At 67.2% G+C, this 17,512-nt stretch carries 13 protein-coding genes; 5 read left to right on the top strand and 8 right to left on the bottom strand.

Features of this window, described 5'->3' with window-relative positions:
• Nucleotides 1–16 precede the first annotated feature (16 nt).
• A complete protein-coding gene (locus ACLJOU_RS25005) occupies nt 17–691 on the bottom strand; it encodes a Scr1 family TA system antitoxin-like transcriptional regulator (RefSeq protein WP_410570409.1) in 675 nt (224 codons plus the stop codon).
• 102 nt (nt 692–793) lie between these two features.
• Here ACLJOU_RS25005 and ACLJOU_RS25000 point away from each other — a divergent pair, with 102 nt between their 5' ends.
• Together ACLJOU_RS25000 and ACLJOU_RS24995 are read left to right on the top strand one after the other, a co-directional pair.
• Complete coding sequence (locus ACLJOU_RS25000; RefSeq protein WP_410570407.1) at nt 794–1,717, top strand: methyltransferase domain-containing protein; 924 nt, start codon at nt 794–796, stop codon at nt 1,715–1,717.
• On the top strand, nt 1,717–4,032 hold the full coding sequence (locus tag ACLJOU_RS24995) for an NB-ARC domain-containing protein (RefSeq protein WP_410570406.1): 2,316 nt from the start codon (nt 1,717–1,719) through the stop codon (nt 4,030–4,032). Before ACLJOU_RS25000 ends, ACLJOU_RS24995 begins: the two co-directional genes overlap by 1 nt.
• 17 nt (nt 4,033–4,049) lie before the next feature.
• Here ACLJOU_RS24995 and ACLJOU_RS24990 read toward each other — a convergent pair whose 3' ends face one another.
• The 6 genes from ACLJOU_RS24990 to ACLJOU_RS24965 all read right to left on the bottom strand — a co-directional run bounded on the left by ACLJOU_RS24990 (nt 4,050) and on the right by ACLJOU_RS24965 (nt 10,084).
• Complete coding sequence (locus tag ACLJOU_RS24990) at nt 4,050–4,757, bottom strand: class I SAM-dependent methyltransferase (protein WP_410570405.1); 708 nt, start codon at nt 4,755–4,757, stop codon at nt 4,050–4,052.
• Nucleotides 4,754–5,683, bottom strand: coding sequence for an ABC transporter permease (locus ACLJOU_RS24985; protein ID WP_410570403.1), 930 nt, complete (start codon nt 5,681–5,683; stop codon nt 4,754–4,756). Before ACLJOU_RS24985 ends, ACLJOU_RS24990 begins: the two co-directional genes overlap by 4 nt.
• A complete protein-coding gene (locus tag ACLJOU_RS24980) occupies nt 5,676–6,713 on the bottom strand; it encodes an ABC transporter permease (protein ID WP_410570402.1) in 1,038 nt (345 codons plus the stop codon). The genes ACLJOU_RS24985 and ACLJOU_RS24980 overlap by 8 nt, the downstream gene beginning before the upstream one ends.
• Before the next feature lie 23 nt (nt 6,714–6,736).
• Nucleotides 6,737–8,209: an ATP-binding cassette domain-containing protein gene (locus ACLJOU_RS24975; protein ID WP_410570400.1), complete on the bottom strand. Its 1,473-nt coding sequence runs from the start codon at nt 8,207–8,209 to the stop codon at nt 6,737–6,739.
• Nucleotides 8,206–9,210: a BMP family ABC transporter substrate-binding protein gene (locus ACLJOU_RS24970; RefSeq protein ID WP_410570398.1), complete on the bottom strand. Its 1,005-nt coding sequence runs from the start codon at nt 9,208–9,210 to the stop codon at nt 8,206–8,208. Before ACLJOU_RS24970 ends, ACLJOU_RS24975 begins: the two co-directional genes overlap by 4 nt.
• 124 nt (nt 9,211–9,334) lie before the next feature.
• Nucleotides 9,335–10,084, bottom strand: coding sequence for a helix-turn-helix domain-containing protein (locus tag ACLJOU_RS24965; protein ID WP_410570396.1), 750 nt, complete (start codon nt 10,082–10,084; stop codon nt 9,335–9,337).
• A 567-nt stretch (nt 10,085–10,651) separates the two neighbouring features.
• On the opposite strand from ACLJOU_RS24965, the gene ACLJOU_RS24960 reads away from it, so the two are divergent.
• Nucleotides 10,652–13,084 carry an ATP-binding protein gene (locus tag ACLJOU_RS24960; protein WP_410570395.1) on the top strand — a complete coding sequence of 811 codons (2,433 nt, stop codon included), beginning with the start codon at nt 10,652–10,654 and terminating at the stop codon, nt 13,082–13,084.
• Here ACLJOU_RS24960 and ACLJOU_RS24955 read toward each other — a convergent pair.
• Complete coding sequence (locus tag ACLJOU_RS24955; RefSeq protein ID WP_410570394.1) at nt 13,081–14,478, bottom strand: cytochrome P450 family protein; 1,398 nt, start codon at nt 14,476–14,478, stop codon at nt 13,081–13,083. The genes ACLJOU_RS24960 and ACLJOU_RS24955 overlap by 4 nt on opposite strands.
• 1,010 nt (nt 14,479–15,488) lie before the next feature.
• On the opposite strand from ACLJOU_RS24955, the gene ACLJOU_RS24950 reads away from it, so the two are divergent.
• Together ACLJOU_RS24950 and ACLJOU_RS24945 are read left to right on the top strand one after the other, a co-directional pair.
• The gene (locus ACLJOU_RS24950) at nt 15,489–16,364 is read left to right on the top strand and encodes a hypothetical protein (protein WP_410570393.1); all 876 of its coding nucleotides are present in this window, start codon (nt 15,489–15,491) and stop codon (nt 16,362–16,364) included.
• Nucleotides 16,361–17,236, top strand: coding sequence for a hypothetical protein (locus ACLJOU_RS24945; RefSeq protein ID WP_410570392.1), 876 nt, complete (start codon nt 16,361–16,363; stop codon nt 17,234–17,236). Before ACLJOU_RS24950 ends, ACLJOU_RS24945 begins: the two co-directional genes overlap by 4 nt.
• Nucleotides 17,237–17,512: the final 276 nt, after the last annotated feature.

Genomic DNA, 17,512 nt, shown 5'->3' with positions numbered 1-17,512 from the left:
AGCTCATGAAAGCCGCTTAGCCCGTCGATCCGGGCAGTCTGGTCAGCAGTTCCCGCGTGCTATCCGGATCGAGGCTGTAGCCGGTCAGCCGTTTCCACGTCTCGTTGGCGCTGGCCAGCAGCGCAGGGTCGGTGACGTAGTTCGCGTCGACCCCGCCTGCGATGCCGAATTCGTACTCGCTGTAGATGAAGTCCTGCTCGCTGGCGTCGGGCGCGAATGTCAGCATCGTGAGATCGCCTGGCGCGAAGAGCAGTCGCGAGGCGCGGGGCAGGATCGCAACGCTCGTTCTGGCATCGCACCAGGTGGCGCGCCTGTCGACAACTTCGGTGAGAAAGCGAGCCTGGGCCGATGCGACGTCGGGCCCCAGACACGCAGCCACCCGATGCAATGCCTCCTCGTAGAGCACGACGTGGCAGCTTGAAAGGTGAGGCGAAAGCAGCGCTTCCCGGCGCTCGTCCCGCTGAGCCAGCGCCTCTTCCTCCGTGAAGGGAAGCGGCGCCATGGCGTCGCGTGCGCGGTGAGCGGCAACGATGAGTTCCGGGCTCTGGAATGGACCGGGAATGCGAAGCTCGTGCCATCGACGCACGGTGCTTGCGACCGGTTCGGTGCGAAACAGCCGCAGGGCGAATTCCGGCACGTGGGCGAAGGGGTCGGTCGAGCCAGGGGCAGACCGGGTGGTCTTGCTGCTCACGGGAGGCCTTTCGGGAAGCGCGAACCTTGACCCGGCTCGGCGGCAGAGCCCAGCACGGATGCGTGAACGTTACGACGTGATGGTTACTAACACAACGGTGGGGTGGCCATCCGTAGCCGAACGAGCGCGCCGCGTTCGCGCGAGGCCGGAAAGGTCGACGACGTCGTTGCGATGCTCGACTGGCACGCCGGCAACCACGGCGTCCGGCGCCTACGCGAGTGGGCCCACCGGGCGCTCGCTGTCCGGCCAGGTGAACGGGCCATCGATATCGGTGCCGGCACCGGGTCGGAGACGCACAGGCTGGCGGAAGCGACCGGAGAAGCCATCGGAGTTGAGCCGAACCCCGGTCTACGTTCCGTGGCCGTCCAGCGGTCGCGCTCCGCCAGGTTCATCGACGGAGACACGCTGTCATTGCCGTTCGACGACGGCAGCGTCGATGTTGTGTGGTGCGAGCGGGTCTTCCAGCATCTCGCCGACTCGAGCAAGGTGGCGCGGGAAGTAGCCCGGGTGCTCCGCCCCGGAGGCCGAGCTGCGGTACTGGACACCGACTCGGGGACGACGATCCTGTACCCGGGCGACCGGGTGGTTGGCGAAGCGGTGGCATGCTCGACGCTGGACGCGGCCGTGGACCCGTACGCAGGGCGCAAGATCAGCGGTCACCTGGCTCAGGCCGGGCTGGAGATCGAGGACGTCGGCTCGCAGGCACTCCACCAGGATGGGACGAGCTTCAACTGGTCTTTCGTGCGAATGCTGGCCGACACTGCGGTCCGGGCCGAGCGGATCACCGCAGAACAGCGAGACGCCTTTCTCGATGATCTTCACGTGGGAGCCGAGCAGTACGCGCTGCACATGTCCGTGACGATGTTCGCCGTCCTCGCCCGCTCGGCACACCGACGACAGCTTGTCCTCGCACAGCTCCGCCGCGAAAGGTGTAGCCCGCTGCTACACAGGGTAGTTTTTCCTGGGTGGCACTGTGTTGATCACCGTTGTGGCACGATCGGGTGCGGACTGTTTGAGGGGGTGTGATGCCGCGTTCGTCTGATCGGAGCGACCCGGAGCCGGCGCGCGAGCGACCGCTCAGCGCCGTGGAACAATTCGGCGCCGCGATGCGACGGCGCCGTAGGCTGCAGAAGCCCAAGATGACTCTGCGGGCGCTCGGCCAGCTGGTCAACTACTCCTACAGCGTCCTCAGCCGCATGGAGCTCGGACAGCTGCCGCCCACCATCGAAGCAGCCAAGGCGATCGACGAGGTGCTCGGCGCCCGCGGTGCGCTGGTGACGCTTGCCGAGTTCGCCCGGTCGGAGCCGTACGCGGGGTTGCCGCCCAAGCCGCCCCAATTCGTAGGTCGTGAGCAGGCGCTGCAGACCCTGACCAGCACGCTGATCGACGAGGCATACCCTGACCGGTCCACCGTGGCATTCGTGTTCGGGCCTCCCGGCGTGGGCAAGACAGCACTGGCCCGGTGGTGGGCCAACAGCCACCAGGACGATTTCAATCACGTGTTGTACGCCGACCTGCGCGGATTCGATCGGCGCCAGCCGGCAGAAGCACCTGAGACTCTCGAGCGCCTTCTGCGCGGGCTCGGCGTCCACGACGACCGCATTCCCGCTCATCCGGACATGCAGCTGGCACTGCTGCGCGGTCAGCTGGAGCATCGCGCGAACGTCGACCACCGGGTGCTCATCGTGCTCGACAACGCCCGCGACTCCCGCCAGGTCGCGGAGGTCCTCCCCGGATCCCGCGGAACCTCGGTCCTGGTTACCAGCCGAGTCCGTCTGTCTGGCCTTGTGATCAACTCCGGTGCGGAGGCGATCGCGCTGCAAGCGATGAGCAAGAACGACGCAGCCAGCCTGATTCGCAACTTCGTCGGAGACCAACGCGCGGAGGCCGAGCCTCAGGCTGTGGCACGGCTGGCCAGCCTGTGCGCGTTCCTGCCGTTGGCACTGACCATCGCCGCCGAACGCATCGCCGGCAACGACACCCTGACGATCGGGCAGCACACCGAGATGCTCGCTCACCGCGCCCTGGAGCTGCAGGTCGACGACGACGAGACGATCGGGGTGCGCGCTGCCTACAGCTACTCCTACGACCAGCTCAGTCCCACCCAGGCACAGGTGTTCCGGATGTGCGGCCTGCACCCGGGCGTGCAGTTCAGCGCCGAATCCGTGGCGGCGCTGGCAGGCATCGCCACCGACGACGCGTTCCGTGTGCTGGACCAACTGGCTCAGCTATCGCTCCTGCAGGCCCTGCCCGCGCGCCAGTTTCGGCTGCACGATCTGCTGCGCGACTACGCCGCCGAAGAGGCCGGGCGGCCGGAATGGAACGAGGAGCGCGCAGGAGCAATCCACCGCGTGGTCCACTGGTACCTGCACGCCGTGAATCATGCAGCCTGGGCGATCACCCCTGAACGACCTGAACACCACATCCGGCTCGACCCGCCACCGGACGGGGTCGTTCCGCCGACCTTCCGGGACTTCGAGGCGGCATACGCCTGGTCGTTGCGGGAACTGCCGACCATCACCGGTGTCGCCGAGCTCGCCCGGGAGCACGGCATGCTGTTCGCCGCGTGGCGGATTCCAGTGGAGTGCTTCGACTTCTACATCCACCACCGTCCGGTGGCGGTGTGGATCCAGTCCTTCGAGGTAGCCGTCGACGCGGCGGAGAAATCCGGGGAGTCTCTGCGGATCGCCCAGGCGGCTGAGGAACTGGCCGAAGGTTATCTGCGGCGTGGGAACCCGGAGGACCTCGACCGCGCTCACGCGCTGACCAGTCGCGCGATCGAGGTGTGTCGGGGCACGCTGACTCGCTTCGTGGCGTTCGCTTACATCGAGCAGGGCAATATCGAATTCAAGCGCGGCAACTACGAGCGCAGTGCGCAGCTGTGCGAACAAGCCCTGCACGTCGCACAAGCGGTCGCGGCCCGGGTCGGCGAGACCCTGGCTCGCACTCACCTGGGCAGCGCCTATCGCGAGCTGGGCCGGCTGGAGCTCGCTATCCAGCACGGGCTAGCCGCGTTCGAGATCCTTCGCGCCCAGGATGACTACCATGGTATGGGCGTCGCAGCAGTCCCCTTGGCACGTACGTACCGGACGGCCGGCGATCTGGACGCGGCCCTGCGGTTCTGCGACGAGGCGGTCACCGCGTTCCGACGACGGGAAGACTTCCAAGGTCATGCCGAGGCTCTGGCTGAGCGGGCGCTGGTCCTCGCCGAACTCGAACAGTACGAGAACGCGCGCGCGACGTTCGACGACGCGATCGATCGGCTCTCGCAGATCGATCGGCGAGTGGCCGAATTCTACGAAGCCGACTGGGCGAGGATTACCGCCCAGGCCGGACAGTGACGCCGTCTGGTCTTCATTTACTCGACCGCAGGTTTGCAAGCGGTCAAGTACACCTGCGGTTCGACGTCGGCTTGGTCGCTGGCTGGAGTGAACTCGACGACGTCCTCACGGACGACCTGCAGCCCCACATCGCCGACGAGCTGCCGCAGCGTCGGTGCGGGGAAGCTGAACGTCTCCACCGTGTGCCCCATCCATTCGCCGATTCGGCCGTTGCAGCCGGGCGGGTGTGGCACGGTCGCGAAGACGAGGAACCCACCCGGCTGCAGCCACCGCGCGATTCGCCCAAGCATGTCGCGCTGGTCGGCCTGGGACAGCTGCAGCATGGAGAACATCGTCAGCACGACGTCCCAGCTCCCGTCTGCGAAGGTCAGCGCGCGCATGTCGGCCACTTCGAAGCGAGCCTGCGGAACATGCCTGCGTGCGAGGTTCACCATCGTCTCGGACACGTCGTAACCGGTGACATCATGCCCGGCCGCAGCGACCGCCGCGGCGACCGGGCGCCCGGTTCCAGCGCCGAGGTCGAGAACCTGCGCTCCGCCCGCCAGCCGTGACAGCAAGTCAGCCAGCGCGGTCCCCACTCCCGGTTGCTCACCGAACGCGTCCTCGTAGTCCTGCCCGAGGGAGTCATACAGCTGCGCGGCAGAGGAGAGGTCGCCGGGGCCCGTCATGGAACCGCCTTTCACGTGGGGATCAGGTAGCAGGAACATCGGGGAGTGCCCGATCATCGGACGGATTCTTTCAAGGTCACCGCCTTCTCGATCTTGGCGGCTCGTCTCGCCTCCCACCGGGCGTGTGCGCACAGCACCACCAGCGCCGCGAAGTACGGCAACGCGTGGTATGCCTCCGACGGCAGCCCCAGGTCGCGGGTCTCCGCCAGCACCGCGAGGCCGTCCATGCCGGCGAAGAGCAGAGCGCCGGCGACCACCCCGCCGGCGGTCCGGCGTCCGATGATCACCACCGCCAGCACAAGAAAGCCGCGGCCGCCGCTCATCAGCGGGGTGAAGGTGCCGATCGTCGCGATCGCCAGCACCGCTCCGGCGACCCCGGCAAGTCCGCCGGCGATCAGCGCGGCGAGCAGGCGATGCCGTGCGACCGAAATGCCTTGTGCAGCGGCCGTTCGCGCGTTGGCGGCTGAGCGCAGCCGCAGGCCGTACCGGGTCGAGCGCAAAGCCCATGCGGTCAGCGCCGCCATTCCGGCCGCGAGGACGAACCCGGTGCTGACCGCGTGAAACGGCGGCCCGAGGACGGGCAGCTCGGACAAGCCTGGGATGCGAACCGTCGGCAGCAGTGGCGAGCTGATGTTGGTTCGCCCTGCCGGTGCGATCACTTGGAAGAGATAGGTGGACACGCCGGCCCCGACGATCGAGATGGTGATGCCGATCAGGACGACGTCGACGCCCAGCGCTGCACAGGCCGCGTAGCCGAGTCCGAAAAGCAGCCCGACTCCGAGGCCTGCGGCAACCCCTGCCCACGGCCCGGCAGCAGCTCCCACAAGCACGCCGGCCAGCGCGCCGCACAGCAGGATGCCCTCGATACCCAGGTTGAACCCCGCCCCGGACCGTTCCAGCGCCAGTTCTCCCAGCCCGGCCAGGATGAGCGGCGCAGCCGCGGTGAGTGCGCTGCCCAGCAGCAGGACCACCAGCTCAGCCATGCGCCGCACCTCGTCGAATGCGGGACCGCTGGGACAGCGCGATCGCAAGGGCGACGGTGACCAGCAGGACCCCTTGCGTGACAACTCCGATCGCTGCCGGTGTCGTTGACGACAGCAGCTGGATTCCGTTGGCGCCGGTGGTCAGCGAGGCGATGATCAGGCCGGCGACCAGGATGGGGACCGGACGATTGCGTCCCAGCACTGCGACCACCAGGCCGGTGAACGCGATCCCGCCGGCGATACCCGGGGTGAGCCGGCCGTCCGGTCCGGCGACCTGCATCCACCCGGCGAGCCCGGCGGCGGCTCCGGATACGGCGACGCTGCCCAGGATCGCGTTCGTGGGGGTGAGCCCGAGCCGCGCGGCCAGCCAGCGGTCCTCGGCGAAGATATCCAGGATCCGAGCCGCCCGTGTGCGATGCCACCAGATCCCGGCCGCCAGCAACGCGACGACGACAAAGGCTCCGGCCGTCAGCCGGCCGGGGAGGGGCAGGAACGGGATCCGTGCCGCTGTCGGGAGGTCGGCGCTGCGCGGGGTGGAGTATCCCTCCGGATCCGCCAGCGAAGTCCGCAGAAGGTAGGTGAGCAGCTGCACGGCCAGGTAGTTCGCCATCAAGGCGCTGAGAATCTCGTTCACGCGCCACCGCAGCAGCGGGATGGCAGCGATCATCGACCATGCTGCGCCGGCCACCATGCCGGCGAGCATTCCGGCAGGCACAGCCAGGATGGGCGAGGCATTGCCCGGGAGGGCAAGCACCGTCGCGGTGGCGGCGATGCCGCCGGCGACCATCTGGCCTTCTGCGCCGACGGCGATCACTCCCGCTCGCAGCGCCGGCGACACGCCGAGCGCGATCAGCACCAGCGGAACCGCATAGGCGACGGTTTGGACGGCCGCGTACGGCGTGCCGAAGGCACCGCGGGCCCAGCCGGAAATCGCAGCTTGCAGGCTGCCACCGGTGGCCGTGACCACCAGGGCGACGACCGCGAACCCGCCGATCACACAGGCTGCAGTGACCGCGTAGGTGCGCAGCATGCTGCCGACCAGCAGACGGATCCTCAACATGTCGGCCGCCCGCCGCTCGTTGGAGCCTCCACGAGCTGGTGAACAGCATGATCGTAAGCCTCAGCAGTGTATTCACCGGTGATCCGGCCCTCACGCAACACGAGGATCCGATGCGCGAGCGCCCGCGCTTCTTCGTGGTCGGCCGAGACCAGCAGGATCCCCGTCCCCGCGGCGGCCGCGGCGAGAATGATCGTCCGGACGGCGTGGGCCGCGCGGAGATCGAGGCCTTGGGTCGGGGCGTGCAGCACCGCCACCGCAGGTGCGGAGTCCAGCTCACGCCCCAGGACCAGCTTCTGTGCGTTGCCGCCCGACAGCGCACCCGCAGGTAGCTCAGGATCGGGCGGGCGAACGTCGTACCGGATGAGCAGCGCGCGTGCGAAGGCGGTTACCTCGTCGGTGCGGAGCATCCCGAAGCGGGTGAAGCGCGGCTCCTTGAGCCGCGCCAGCACTGCTGACCACCGTACCGGCAGGGCCGGCAGGAGTGCGCGGTCACGGTTCTCAGGGACGTAGGCGACCTGCTCGGTCGTCGTGCGGGTTCCGCGCGCGGGGACGATGACGCCGGCGGCGGCCTCCGCCAGCGCACGCTGGCCGCTGCCTGCGGTGCCGATGATCGCGACGATCTCGCCGGCGCGGATGTGCACGTTCACGTCGCGGATCGGTGCGAGGTCGTCGGTCGTCGCGGCCATGTCCCGCAAGCTCAGCACGGTGGCGGCGCCGAGAGCGTCCCGCATGGGCCGTGCGGGGGTGCCCGCCGGCAGATCGCCGACCATCGAGCGTGCCAGTTCGGCATCGCCGACGTCCGCGACCGGTCCTGTCCACGCTACTTCGCCGTGGGACAGGACGGAGGCGACGTCGGCCACGGCGCGGACCTCGCTGAGCCGGTGGGTGATCAGCACGACGGTCATCCCCGCCTCGGCGAACCTCCTCAGCCGACCGTACAGCCCATGGATCTCGGTGGCGTCCAGTACGGAGGTCGGCTCATCCAGCAAGAGAATCCGCGCCCCTTGGGCAGCGGCCAGGACCAGCTCGGCGAGCTGCTGCTGCGCCCGGCCCAGCTGGCGTACCGGAGTGTTGACGTCGACCGTGACTCCTACGGAGGCCGCCGCCGCCTCGAGCACCGCGCGCAGCCGACGGTGCCGGAGGACGACCTCGGGGCGGGTCAGAGCCAGGTTCTGCACCAGTGTGAGCTCGGAGGTGAGGCTGCCAGTCTGGGGAATCAGCCCGATTCCGCGCCGGATCGACGCTTCCCGGGAACGGAAGTCGACCGGGGCACCGTCGAGCTCGACGGTGCCGCTGTCGGGTTGGTCGAGACCGGCGAGGATCCGGATCGCGGTCGACTTGCCCGCGCCGTTTTCCCCCAATACGGCGTGGACCTGTCCTGGTTCGAATTGCAGGTCGACCTCGTGAAGCGCCTGGACGGTTCCGAACATGCGGGAGACTCGGCTGAGCGAGAGCGTGGCGGTCACGACCCGATCTTGATCTTGCCGTCGGCGATCTGCTGCGCCAGATCCGCTGCGCGAGCCTGAAGGTCATCGGGAAGGGCCGGCGTGGCCTCGACCTTGGTGATCGTGTCCAGCACCAACGACCTGTTCGCGATGGTCGAGACGGACGTCTGGCCGCCGAACTTCCCCGACTTGAGGCGGTCCAGGACCGCACGCAAGATCGGCAGCATGTCCAGCCTGGCGCGGCCGACATTGACCTTCTTCGCGGCGTCGCTGGTGGCCGAGCTCATTCCGACGGTCGCAACGTTGCGCGCGGCCGCCGCAGCAGCGACGCCGGGCGAGTAGCCCTCGCTGTTGGTGGCGATCAGGTGGGCGCCGGAGCCAAGCTGGGCCACGGTGGCTTGGTTTGCTGCCTGCGCATCTTCCCAGCTGCCGGTATAGACGGGCGCACGGACCTCGGCGCCGGGGTTCACGGCGTGCACCCCGAGCTCGAATCCGTGCCATTTCCGCCGCTGCGAGGGCAATGCCTGGCCGTCCACGACGCCGATGGGCGTGAGCCGGGTCTGCCCGGCGATCCAGCCCAGCAGGTAGCCGAACTCCTCGGCCGAGTAGTTCCAGGTCTCGAGGTTCGGCGTCGTCTTCTGCTTGTCGGTCGCGTCGCCGGTCACCATGAACTTCGTCTTCGGGAACTCCCCGGCGACCTGGTACAGAGAGTCTGCGAATGTGGCCGACCAGCCGATCACGAGGTTGTAGCCTTCGGCCGCGAGCTGGCGAACGATCGGTTCGGCGTCGCGCGCGGTGGCCACCGATTCGCGAATCTGGCCGGTGACCTGCCCTTCGTCCTGCAGTGCGCGCACGGCGGAGGCACCAGCCTGGTTGAACCCGCCGTCGTTGGCCAAGCCGCCCAAAATTATGGCCACCCGCGTGACGGCTGGACTGGTTGCCGAGTCCGTCGCCGACGTACACCCCGCCGCCGCTACGGCGAGAATCGCCGCCGTCATGGCGGTCACCAGTTTGCTTCGCATTCGCTTCTCCCCACCTTCAGTCGCGGCACACTGTGCCATCGACGGCCTCTATTCGACATAGCTCGGCTCGGATGCCGCGCATTCGGCGACAAGCAGCCCCCAGCTTGAGTGCGACGTTCGCCCGCTATCCGGGCATCACCTGCTCGCGCGATGCTGACAGCAGCTGCTCGGCGCGAGCTTCAGCGATCGCGGCACGCATCATCTCGGTCAGCTGCGAGAATTCGCCGACCTGCGTCGGCTTGCCGCGATCGACGACGTCGACGACCGATTCGACTCGAATTGTCACTAGGTCGTAAAGCGCGTCGATGAAGTCTTGGATGACGCGCAGCAGTATCTCGTTGTCCATCACTGCCTGCGACTGCTCGTCGGTGAAGAAGAACGCCGGGCTGACACCGAAAAATGACGCCAGCGCTTCGATTTTGTCCCTGGCAGGCCCATGTGGCACCCTGTCGCACAACAGTTGGCTCACGTACGAGGCCGAGCAGCTCCGACCGGTCCTGTCACGAATAAAACTGGCGATCTCCTCTAAGCTGGGAGGTTTTCCGTTACGCTTTTGCTGCGCGAACAAGTAGCGTTGGTGGGCGACGCGCTGACCGAACGTGCCGGACGGATCACCTCGGGCTTCGAGATCGCCGGGGGTTTTGCCGAACAATGAGAGGATTGCTGCCAAACGTTCCTCAGACGGATACTTGGTCGTCACGCCGGGAGTGAACAGGCGTTCGATCGTTTTCTCTCCGCAGCGTCGACCAGTCACCCTCGTGACATGCTCGGCGATCTGCGCGTACGTATGCATCTGATTATTCAGCCCGCGATGAGTGAATCGCAGATAGCGCAGCTTTTCGAAGAACGTGCCATTGGGATCGCCCCTGTCCACCGGCCCCACCAGGCTCAACTCCCGCCATCGCGCGTGTAGTCCCCCCAGACGCGCCGCGTCCCCTACCCCAGTAACAAGCTGTACCGCAGTGGGCACACCCGGCTACCGCGTCCGAGGTGAACCTTAACTGAATCCCCCGTCGCGGAGAAGACCGCTTCACGCTTTCGCCGACCGCCGCACCTGACACACCTCGCCTGAACTGCGAGTTCTCGGCCTCCCGACGTGACCGGCCGCCCGCAACATTGCCTCGGCAAGTTTCACAGAAGGACGAAACAGCAGATCCATCCGCTTATCGTCCGTCTCACCTATGCTCGGCAGGCCGAGGTCAAGTGCGTCGATGGTCTCGCCCGACAGCCTGGCGAGCGACTTGGGCGGCAGGGCGTCGGCGCTGGTCAGGACCCTGAGGGAGCAGGCGCCGGCCAGGGAAGGGGTGAGCCGGCGACCTCGTTGACGCGAAGTCCAGCTCTTGCATCCACTGCGGATGCGTACGACGCGGTCATCGGCGCGGAAAAGGCACCGGGCTGTCCCGGCAGCGGGGAGAACGTTCGCGATCAGGGGGAGATTCACATGGCTCGTGCCACGGCCGATCCACAAGTCGAGGTCGGCAGCCGCGGCACAGACACCACCAGCGATGTCGTCGTCCAGCCGCTGGTCCCGCCTGCGGAGATGAAGAGCTTCGTGGGCCGCACCGGCCTGCTCGACGAGATCAAGCAGCGGCTGTCCTCAGCGCGGCTTCTGACACTGACCGGGGCCGGCGGAGTCGGCAAAACGAGGCTTCTGCTGCGCTTGGAGAAGGAACTTGCCGCCGCCGGCACCTACCGGGATGGCGTGGTCGTGGTCTGGCTCGAGAAGGTCAAAGCCGTTGACGACCACCTGGAGTCGGCGTTGGCAACCGCGCTCGGCATTCTGAACAACTCCACCAGAAAGCATCCTCTGGCACGTCTGCTCGAGCATCTGCGAGACCGAGAGATGCTGTTGCTGCTGGACAACTGCGAACACCTTCTCGGGGAGGACCAGATTCCCCGACTGCTACGGACCCTGCTGCCAAACGCCAAGGGGCTTCAGGTCGTCACGACGAGCCGGGATCTACTCGGCGTCGAAGGCGAGCAGGTCGTGCACGTGCCTCCGCTGCACGTCGCGGACGTGCCCGCTCAGACAGGCGTGGTCGACCGAAACGTGCACGAAGCTCTCGCGCTGCTTCTCGACCGCGCGGACGCCCGCGGCTACCCGATCGACCCGGCTGACTACCAGATCGCTGCGCGGCTGTGCGGGGTTCTCGACGGGCTGCCGTTGGCGATCGAGCTTGCGGCCGGCGCGCTGGGCGCGATGTCGGTGCGCGAGATGGTCGACTCCCCACCGCCGGAGCTGCTGAACATGCTGGTCGATGGATCAGCCGAGCAGCGGCACCACCGCAAGCTGCACTCCACCATCGCCTGGTCGCACGGTCTTCTGGAAAAGCCAGAACAGCGGATGTGGGCGTTGTGCACCGTTTTCGAAGGCAGCTTCGACGCGACTGCTGCGGCGGCGATCTGTCGTGACCGCGGCATCGACGAGATCGACGTTCGCCCGCTGCTGGGCGCGCTAGTCCGGAAGTCGATCCTGGTGCGAGAGCCACACCGGGACCGGACCAGGTTCAGCATGCTGGGAACGATTCGCAGCTTCGGCCAGGACCTGCTGACCGACGCGGAAGCAAACGAGTTGCGCGATGCGCACGCCGACTATTTCGAGGCATGGACGGGCCGGGTCGCCGAAACATGGTTCGGGCCGGACGAGGACGAGCTGCTCGACGACCTCGGCGCGGAACAGCCCAACTCATGGGCGGCGCAGGAACATCTGTTGTCCTCGCCGGACACCGCACTCCGGGGGCTCGTGCTGCCGGTCAGCGTCGTCGGAACTCGGTTCTTCTTCTTGGCCGGCAACCTCAATACCGGCCGTAAGATGTTGGACCTCGGGTTGAAGGCGCATCCCAAGGAACCGTCCCTGTTGCAGGTCGCGGCCTTGTCGTTGGCCGTGCACACTGCGCTGTGCCAGGGCGACCAGGAGCGGGCGGCGCCACTGCTCGCGGCGGCGGAAGCCGCGGCGCGCCAGCTGGGCTGCTTCGACTCGTACGGGGCCATCCTCTACGCGCGGGCTACCAGCGTGTGGCTCACTGCGCCGGACACTGCGCGAACGGGTGACTCGCTGGCGTTGTTCCAGAGGGCGATGGACGCGTTCCAGGCCGAAGGCAATCGGGGCTTCCGTTGGATGGCATGGCTGTTCCGCGTGATGGATGCCGGCTTCGCCGGCGAACGTGACATTGCGCTCGCGGAGAGCGAAGCTCTGCTTGCCGAGGCTCGCGCTGCAGGAGCGCGCTGGTGCATCTCGTGGGCGCTGTTTACCTGCGGACTGGTGGAACTGAGGTTCGGTGACCCCTGGGAGGCTCTCGCGCTGGCGCAGGATGCACTCCGGATCCAGGACGACATCGGCGACAAGTGGGGCTGGGTGTGGACCGTGTGGTTGATCGCTATGACCGCGATCCGGCTCGGCTTTCACGAGCTCGGCGGGGAGGTCCTCGGCGCCACGATGACGGCCCAGCAGGACACGGAGGTGTCCTTGCCGGGGCTGCTTCCCTGGCTTCAGCTGCAGACGTCCATCACGGCTATAGCGCGCCGGGAGCTGGGCGACGCGCGGTGGGAGTCGCAGCTCGAGATCGGGAAGCCGAGGGGTCGGGCGTTGAAGGCGGAGAGGACAGCGCTGTTCGAGCTGGTGACGGACAAGTTCCCGGCTGCACCTCCGGCGGCGCCGGAGGATCGCCCCGGCGGCCTGAGCGAACGGGAGTTAGAGGTCGTTGAGCTGGTCGCTACCGGTCGGACGAACCGCGAGATCGGCGAGGAGCTGAAGCTCAGCCGCCGGACCATCGACAGTCACATGCAGCGGATTCTCAGAAGGCTCGATCTGAGCTCGCGAGTCGAGATCACCAGGTGGTTCGTCGCGCAGGCGAACCTCGACCGGCGCAGCTAGCAGTGGCCGCGGTCCCGTGTGCCGTGCGACCGCGGTGTATGGGCCCAACGGGCGAGCGTCTCCTTGGCCCGGAGAATCACGACGCGGACGTCGTCAACGAACCTCTCCCAGCGCCGAGGAGCGAGATGGACCGGCAGGTTGAGGTAGCCGTTCATGATCGCACTGTGCTTGCGGCGCAGCCGACGCTCGCCGACAGCGAGCCGCGCGCTCGGGAACGTGCTCGTCAGGGCGTCCAGAACGATCTCCAGCTCCATGCGGCCGAGCGAGGCGCCAAGACAGTGGTGAATCCCGTGGCCGAAGCTCAGGTGCGCCCGAGCTTCGGCCCGGTGCAGGTCAAACAGGTCAGCGTCGGCGAACCGGCGGGGGTCGCGGTTGGCGGCCTGCAAGGACACCAGCACGACCTCACCCGCAGGGATCCGCACGCCGCCGACTTCAACGGCCTCGTCGGTGTACCGGAAAGTGGCGTTGCGCACCGCGGAGTCGAAGCGCATTGACTCTTCAACTGCGTTGGAGATCAGCTCTGGTCGCTGGGCCAGCTGGCGCCACCGCCGCGGGTCTTGCAGTAGCCATCGTGCGGCATTGCCGATGGCGTTGGTCGTCGTCTCGTGACCGGCGACGAAAATGAGGAACAGGGTGGCCAGCAGCTCGGCCTCGTCGAGCCTGTCCTCGCGGTCGGCGACCTGGATGAGAGCCGACAGCAGATCGTCCTCCGGGGTTTGGCGCTTCGCCGCGATCAGCTCGGTGAAGAAGGCCTCGAGCGCCTTCGAGGCGGGAATGGTCCGGTCGGGATGATCCTCCATCATCGCTTCGGTCCACTCGCGTAGCGAGTCGCGCTCGTGCAGTGGTACTCCGAGCAGTTCGCAGATGACGGTCAGCGGGAGCTGGAACGCAATCCGGTCGATCAGGTCGACCGGCCGGTCCAGCGGCAGCTCCGCCAGTACCTCCGCGGTCAGCTGCTCGACCCGCGGGCGAAGCCCCTCCACGCGTCCGCGGGTGAACCCCGCAGCCAGAAGCCGCCGAAGCCGGGCGTGTTCGGGGTCATTCTGGAAGAGCATGTGGCCGGAGAACATGTTCGACAGCGATGGGTCGAGGCCGGCGCGGATGAGCTGCTTCTCGATCACGGCCTTCAGTCCGTCGATCGACTTGCTCAGGCGCGAGTCGGCCAGCGCAGAGCGGGCCTCGTCGTAACGGCAGATGACCCAGACCTGCAGCCCGTTGGCCAGAACTGCTCGGTGCACGGCGGCCTTGTCGCGCAGGGCGTCCCCGATGACGAGCGACCTGTCCCAGAAGTCGTCACTGAACAACGTCTCCGTCGTCGACACGCGCGCCTGGAAGAGAGCAGCAAGACGATGCGATTGGAGCGACTTCAACGCGTTGATGATGTGTGTACCCACGGTTTCGGGGCTTCCCTTCGGGCGACAAGGTGCACTCTGACGTGCGGTAAGACGGTTCAGGAACCAGAATCCGTGAACATGCACGTCTTCACTATCGGCGAAATCACGCAACTTGCGGAAATCATTACCTAACGAGCGGCACCAAGTTACCTAAGCGACACGAAGCCCTTACCTAACCAAGGTTTGCATTCGACGCAAGAGCTACCGCGTCGCCTTCGCGATTAATCGCAAAATAAGTAACATGAACGACGACTATCGAACGTCAAGGCACAATTATTTCCGAACATTCAAGTTGCCTCGGCCAGCTCGTTTCCCCGCATGAGAGCGCCTGGCGTCGACAGTCTGATCAGGAAGGACTACGAAGCGCGACGCGCTAGGTATACCCTGCGTGCTCAAACACGCGATCTCACCTAAGCTATTCGTGGGAATGACAGAAACTGGACAGAAAAGTTCACCGTCCGCGTTGACACGTCCCCCTTCTGTCCTATTGTTGCTACATCGACCGGACCTGGTCCGAATTTCGGTTCATCACCGGAACCAGGCTCCACCGCTTCGTGTAGTTCGCCGACGCAGAGGTCCGGCGAACTACACGAACGGGAAGCACTAGGCGATCGAGCACGAGGGGGCAGTGGCATGGGCGCGCGTACGGCGAGACCGGACCCATTACGGGGAGCTGGTCGCCCGCGCTGCGCGGCACCACCACACCGCATTCACTGCATCTCTCGTGCGCATGGCCCCGCCGGCCGGAGCTAGACCGGAGACGGGGCGCGCGCGGGCGGCGAGGAGGAACGATCGCCGCCCGCGCGCCGGCCAGCACACCACTGCTGGCCTGGAGGGAGACGACGGCCGGCGCGTCGTGTCGCCCGTGCTCGGACACCAGGAGCACGACGGCACGCCGGCCGACGTCCCTCGAAAAACGGGGAGGGGAAGGAATGTCAGCGCACCGTCAGCCGGCGTGGAAACACACCACAGCCGGTCTCGTGTTGCGAGCAGGGCATCGGGCAAGCCCGGTGCCCGGGCCGATCGGCGAGTGGCTGATCGGACCCGGGGGCCTGGGACTCACCACCGACGCCGCACGAGACGTGCTCCGGCTGGAGGCCCGCCTGCGGGCCACCACCGCAGCGCTGCAGGCCAGCAGCCAGAACGCCGAGGAGGCGGTCGCCGCAGCCCGGGACGCGGTCAGGAGAACAGCGCAGGCGGGCCGGTGCAAGAACCGTAGAGACGGGCACGTGGCCACCGTTCAGCTGAGGCAGGCCATCATCAGCCACTCCGACAAGATCGCAAGCCAGCAGGACGCGCAGGCTCTCGTGGACATGTTGCGCGGGTTCGTGATCGCTCTCGGCCCCGACGACGGGGAACTGCGTGGGGCAGCCGAAGGCTGGAGCCGCTCTCCCGCTGCTCCGGCCAGCATCGTCGCGTTCACCGACGAGGACACGTTCCTCGCAGCCGACAGCCGCCGCGGCTCCACGTCCTCCTGGGGCGGAACCGTCATCGGCGGAGTCGAGGAGTTCGGCCACTTCTGGCGCCGCGACGGCGACGACGACCCTGACGCCGAGAACTGGGACCAAGCCGGCCCGTGGTCACTGGGGTACATCGAGCGGACGACCGAGATATACGCAGCGCGCCGGGCTGGGCCCCAGCCTCGCGAGGTGTGGCTGCTCGGCTCCGGCTTCGCGAAGCGCCGCGCGTTCGCTCTGCTCGGCAGGGTCGCTGCCCACATGAGGGAGCCGAACTCGCTGATTCTGGCGGCCGGCGTCGTCCAAGCCGCCAAGGGAGCACGCCCTACCCGCCAGTGCGTCGCCTTGCGGACCGCGCCGCTGGCGACCTCGGCACCTGACACATCAGCTGTCCCGCGCATCCAGCCCGACGGCGAGGAGGCGGAATGACGGTCCGCACCATGATCCCTGGTGCCGTCGAACGTCCTCGTGGTCGGAAACCTCTGCTGGCGTTGAGCGCTGACGGCTGCGCCGGCGAGCTGAGCCCACTGGCGGCCATCACACGGATGCTGACGGATCCCCGTTGGCAACATCCCACGCCCGACATCGCTGCCGAAGTGTTGCGAGTGGAGGCGGAGCTACGCGATCTCGAAAGGCGTCTCACGGCCAAGGTTGACCAGTCGGCCGATGTAATCGTGACTCAGCGCGAGCACTTGAAGACACTTCGTTCAGCACGGTTTTCCCGCGGCCGGGCTGCGCGCGCAGCCCTCCAGACGGCGACGGACGTCCACACGCGGACCACTGCCATGAAGGCCGAAGTGGTCACCTACCAGGAGCTCCTCCGGTCGTTCGTCATCGCGCTCGCACCGCACGACGGCATGCTGGCGGAGGCTGCAGCAGGATGGTCGCGCAGTTCCGCCGCACCGGCTGAGGTATCGGTGTTTCGCGACGAGGACTACTTCCTCGCCGACTCCCGACGTTCGGCAGGCTCGGGCTACGGGCGGAACGCCATTGCGGGAAAGACGTTCGGAACAGGTTGGCGGCGCGACGACGATGACCCGGTGGACCAGCCGCTCGCCAGGCGCGGATGCTGGACCGTCGGTCACATCGACCGTACGCAGGAGATCTATGCCGTCCGGCGCAGCCACGGCAAGCAGCATGAGGTCTGGCTGCTCGGCCGCGGATTCACCTCGTCCCATGCTCGTCAGCTGCTCCAGCCGCTGATGACGCGCATGCAGGAACCGAACTCGCTGGTCTTGGCCGCGGAGGCGACCGTCGCCGCACATCGCTCACGCGACCTCGATCGCCGGAGTCGGCGATGAGGAGGCGAACGCACGGTCCTCCGCTGACTGCGGCCTTCGCGACAACCGTCGCCATCACGACTCTGGCCGGCTGCTCGGGCGCGTCGAGTCCGGCGCCCCCGTCGAGTGATTCACCACCGACAACAGCCACCGCCCTGCCACAGCCACAACCGGATCGGGCGGGACCGCGGGTACAGGTGGAGGGCCTGGTGACATGGCGGACCGCGCACATCGGATGCGCGGAGATGGTCACGGCGAACGGGCAGCACCTGCGACTTGTCGGCCAATTGGCTACCG

Origin of the sequence: Amycolatopsis sp. cmx-4-61, from assembly GCF_046548775.1 — a bacterium.
Lineage (GTDB): Bacteria > Actinomycetota > Actinomycetes > Mycobacteriales > Pseudonocardiaceae > Amycolatopsis.
Note: the sequence above shows the minus strand (reverse complement) of the source record. Positions and strands in the feature narration are given on the sequence as shown.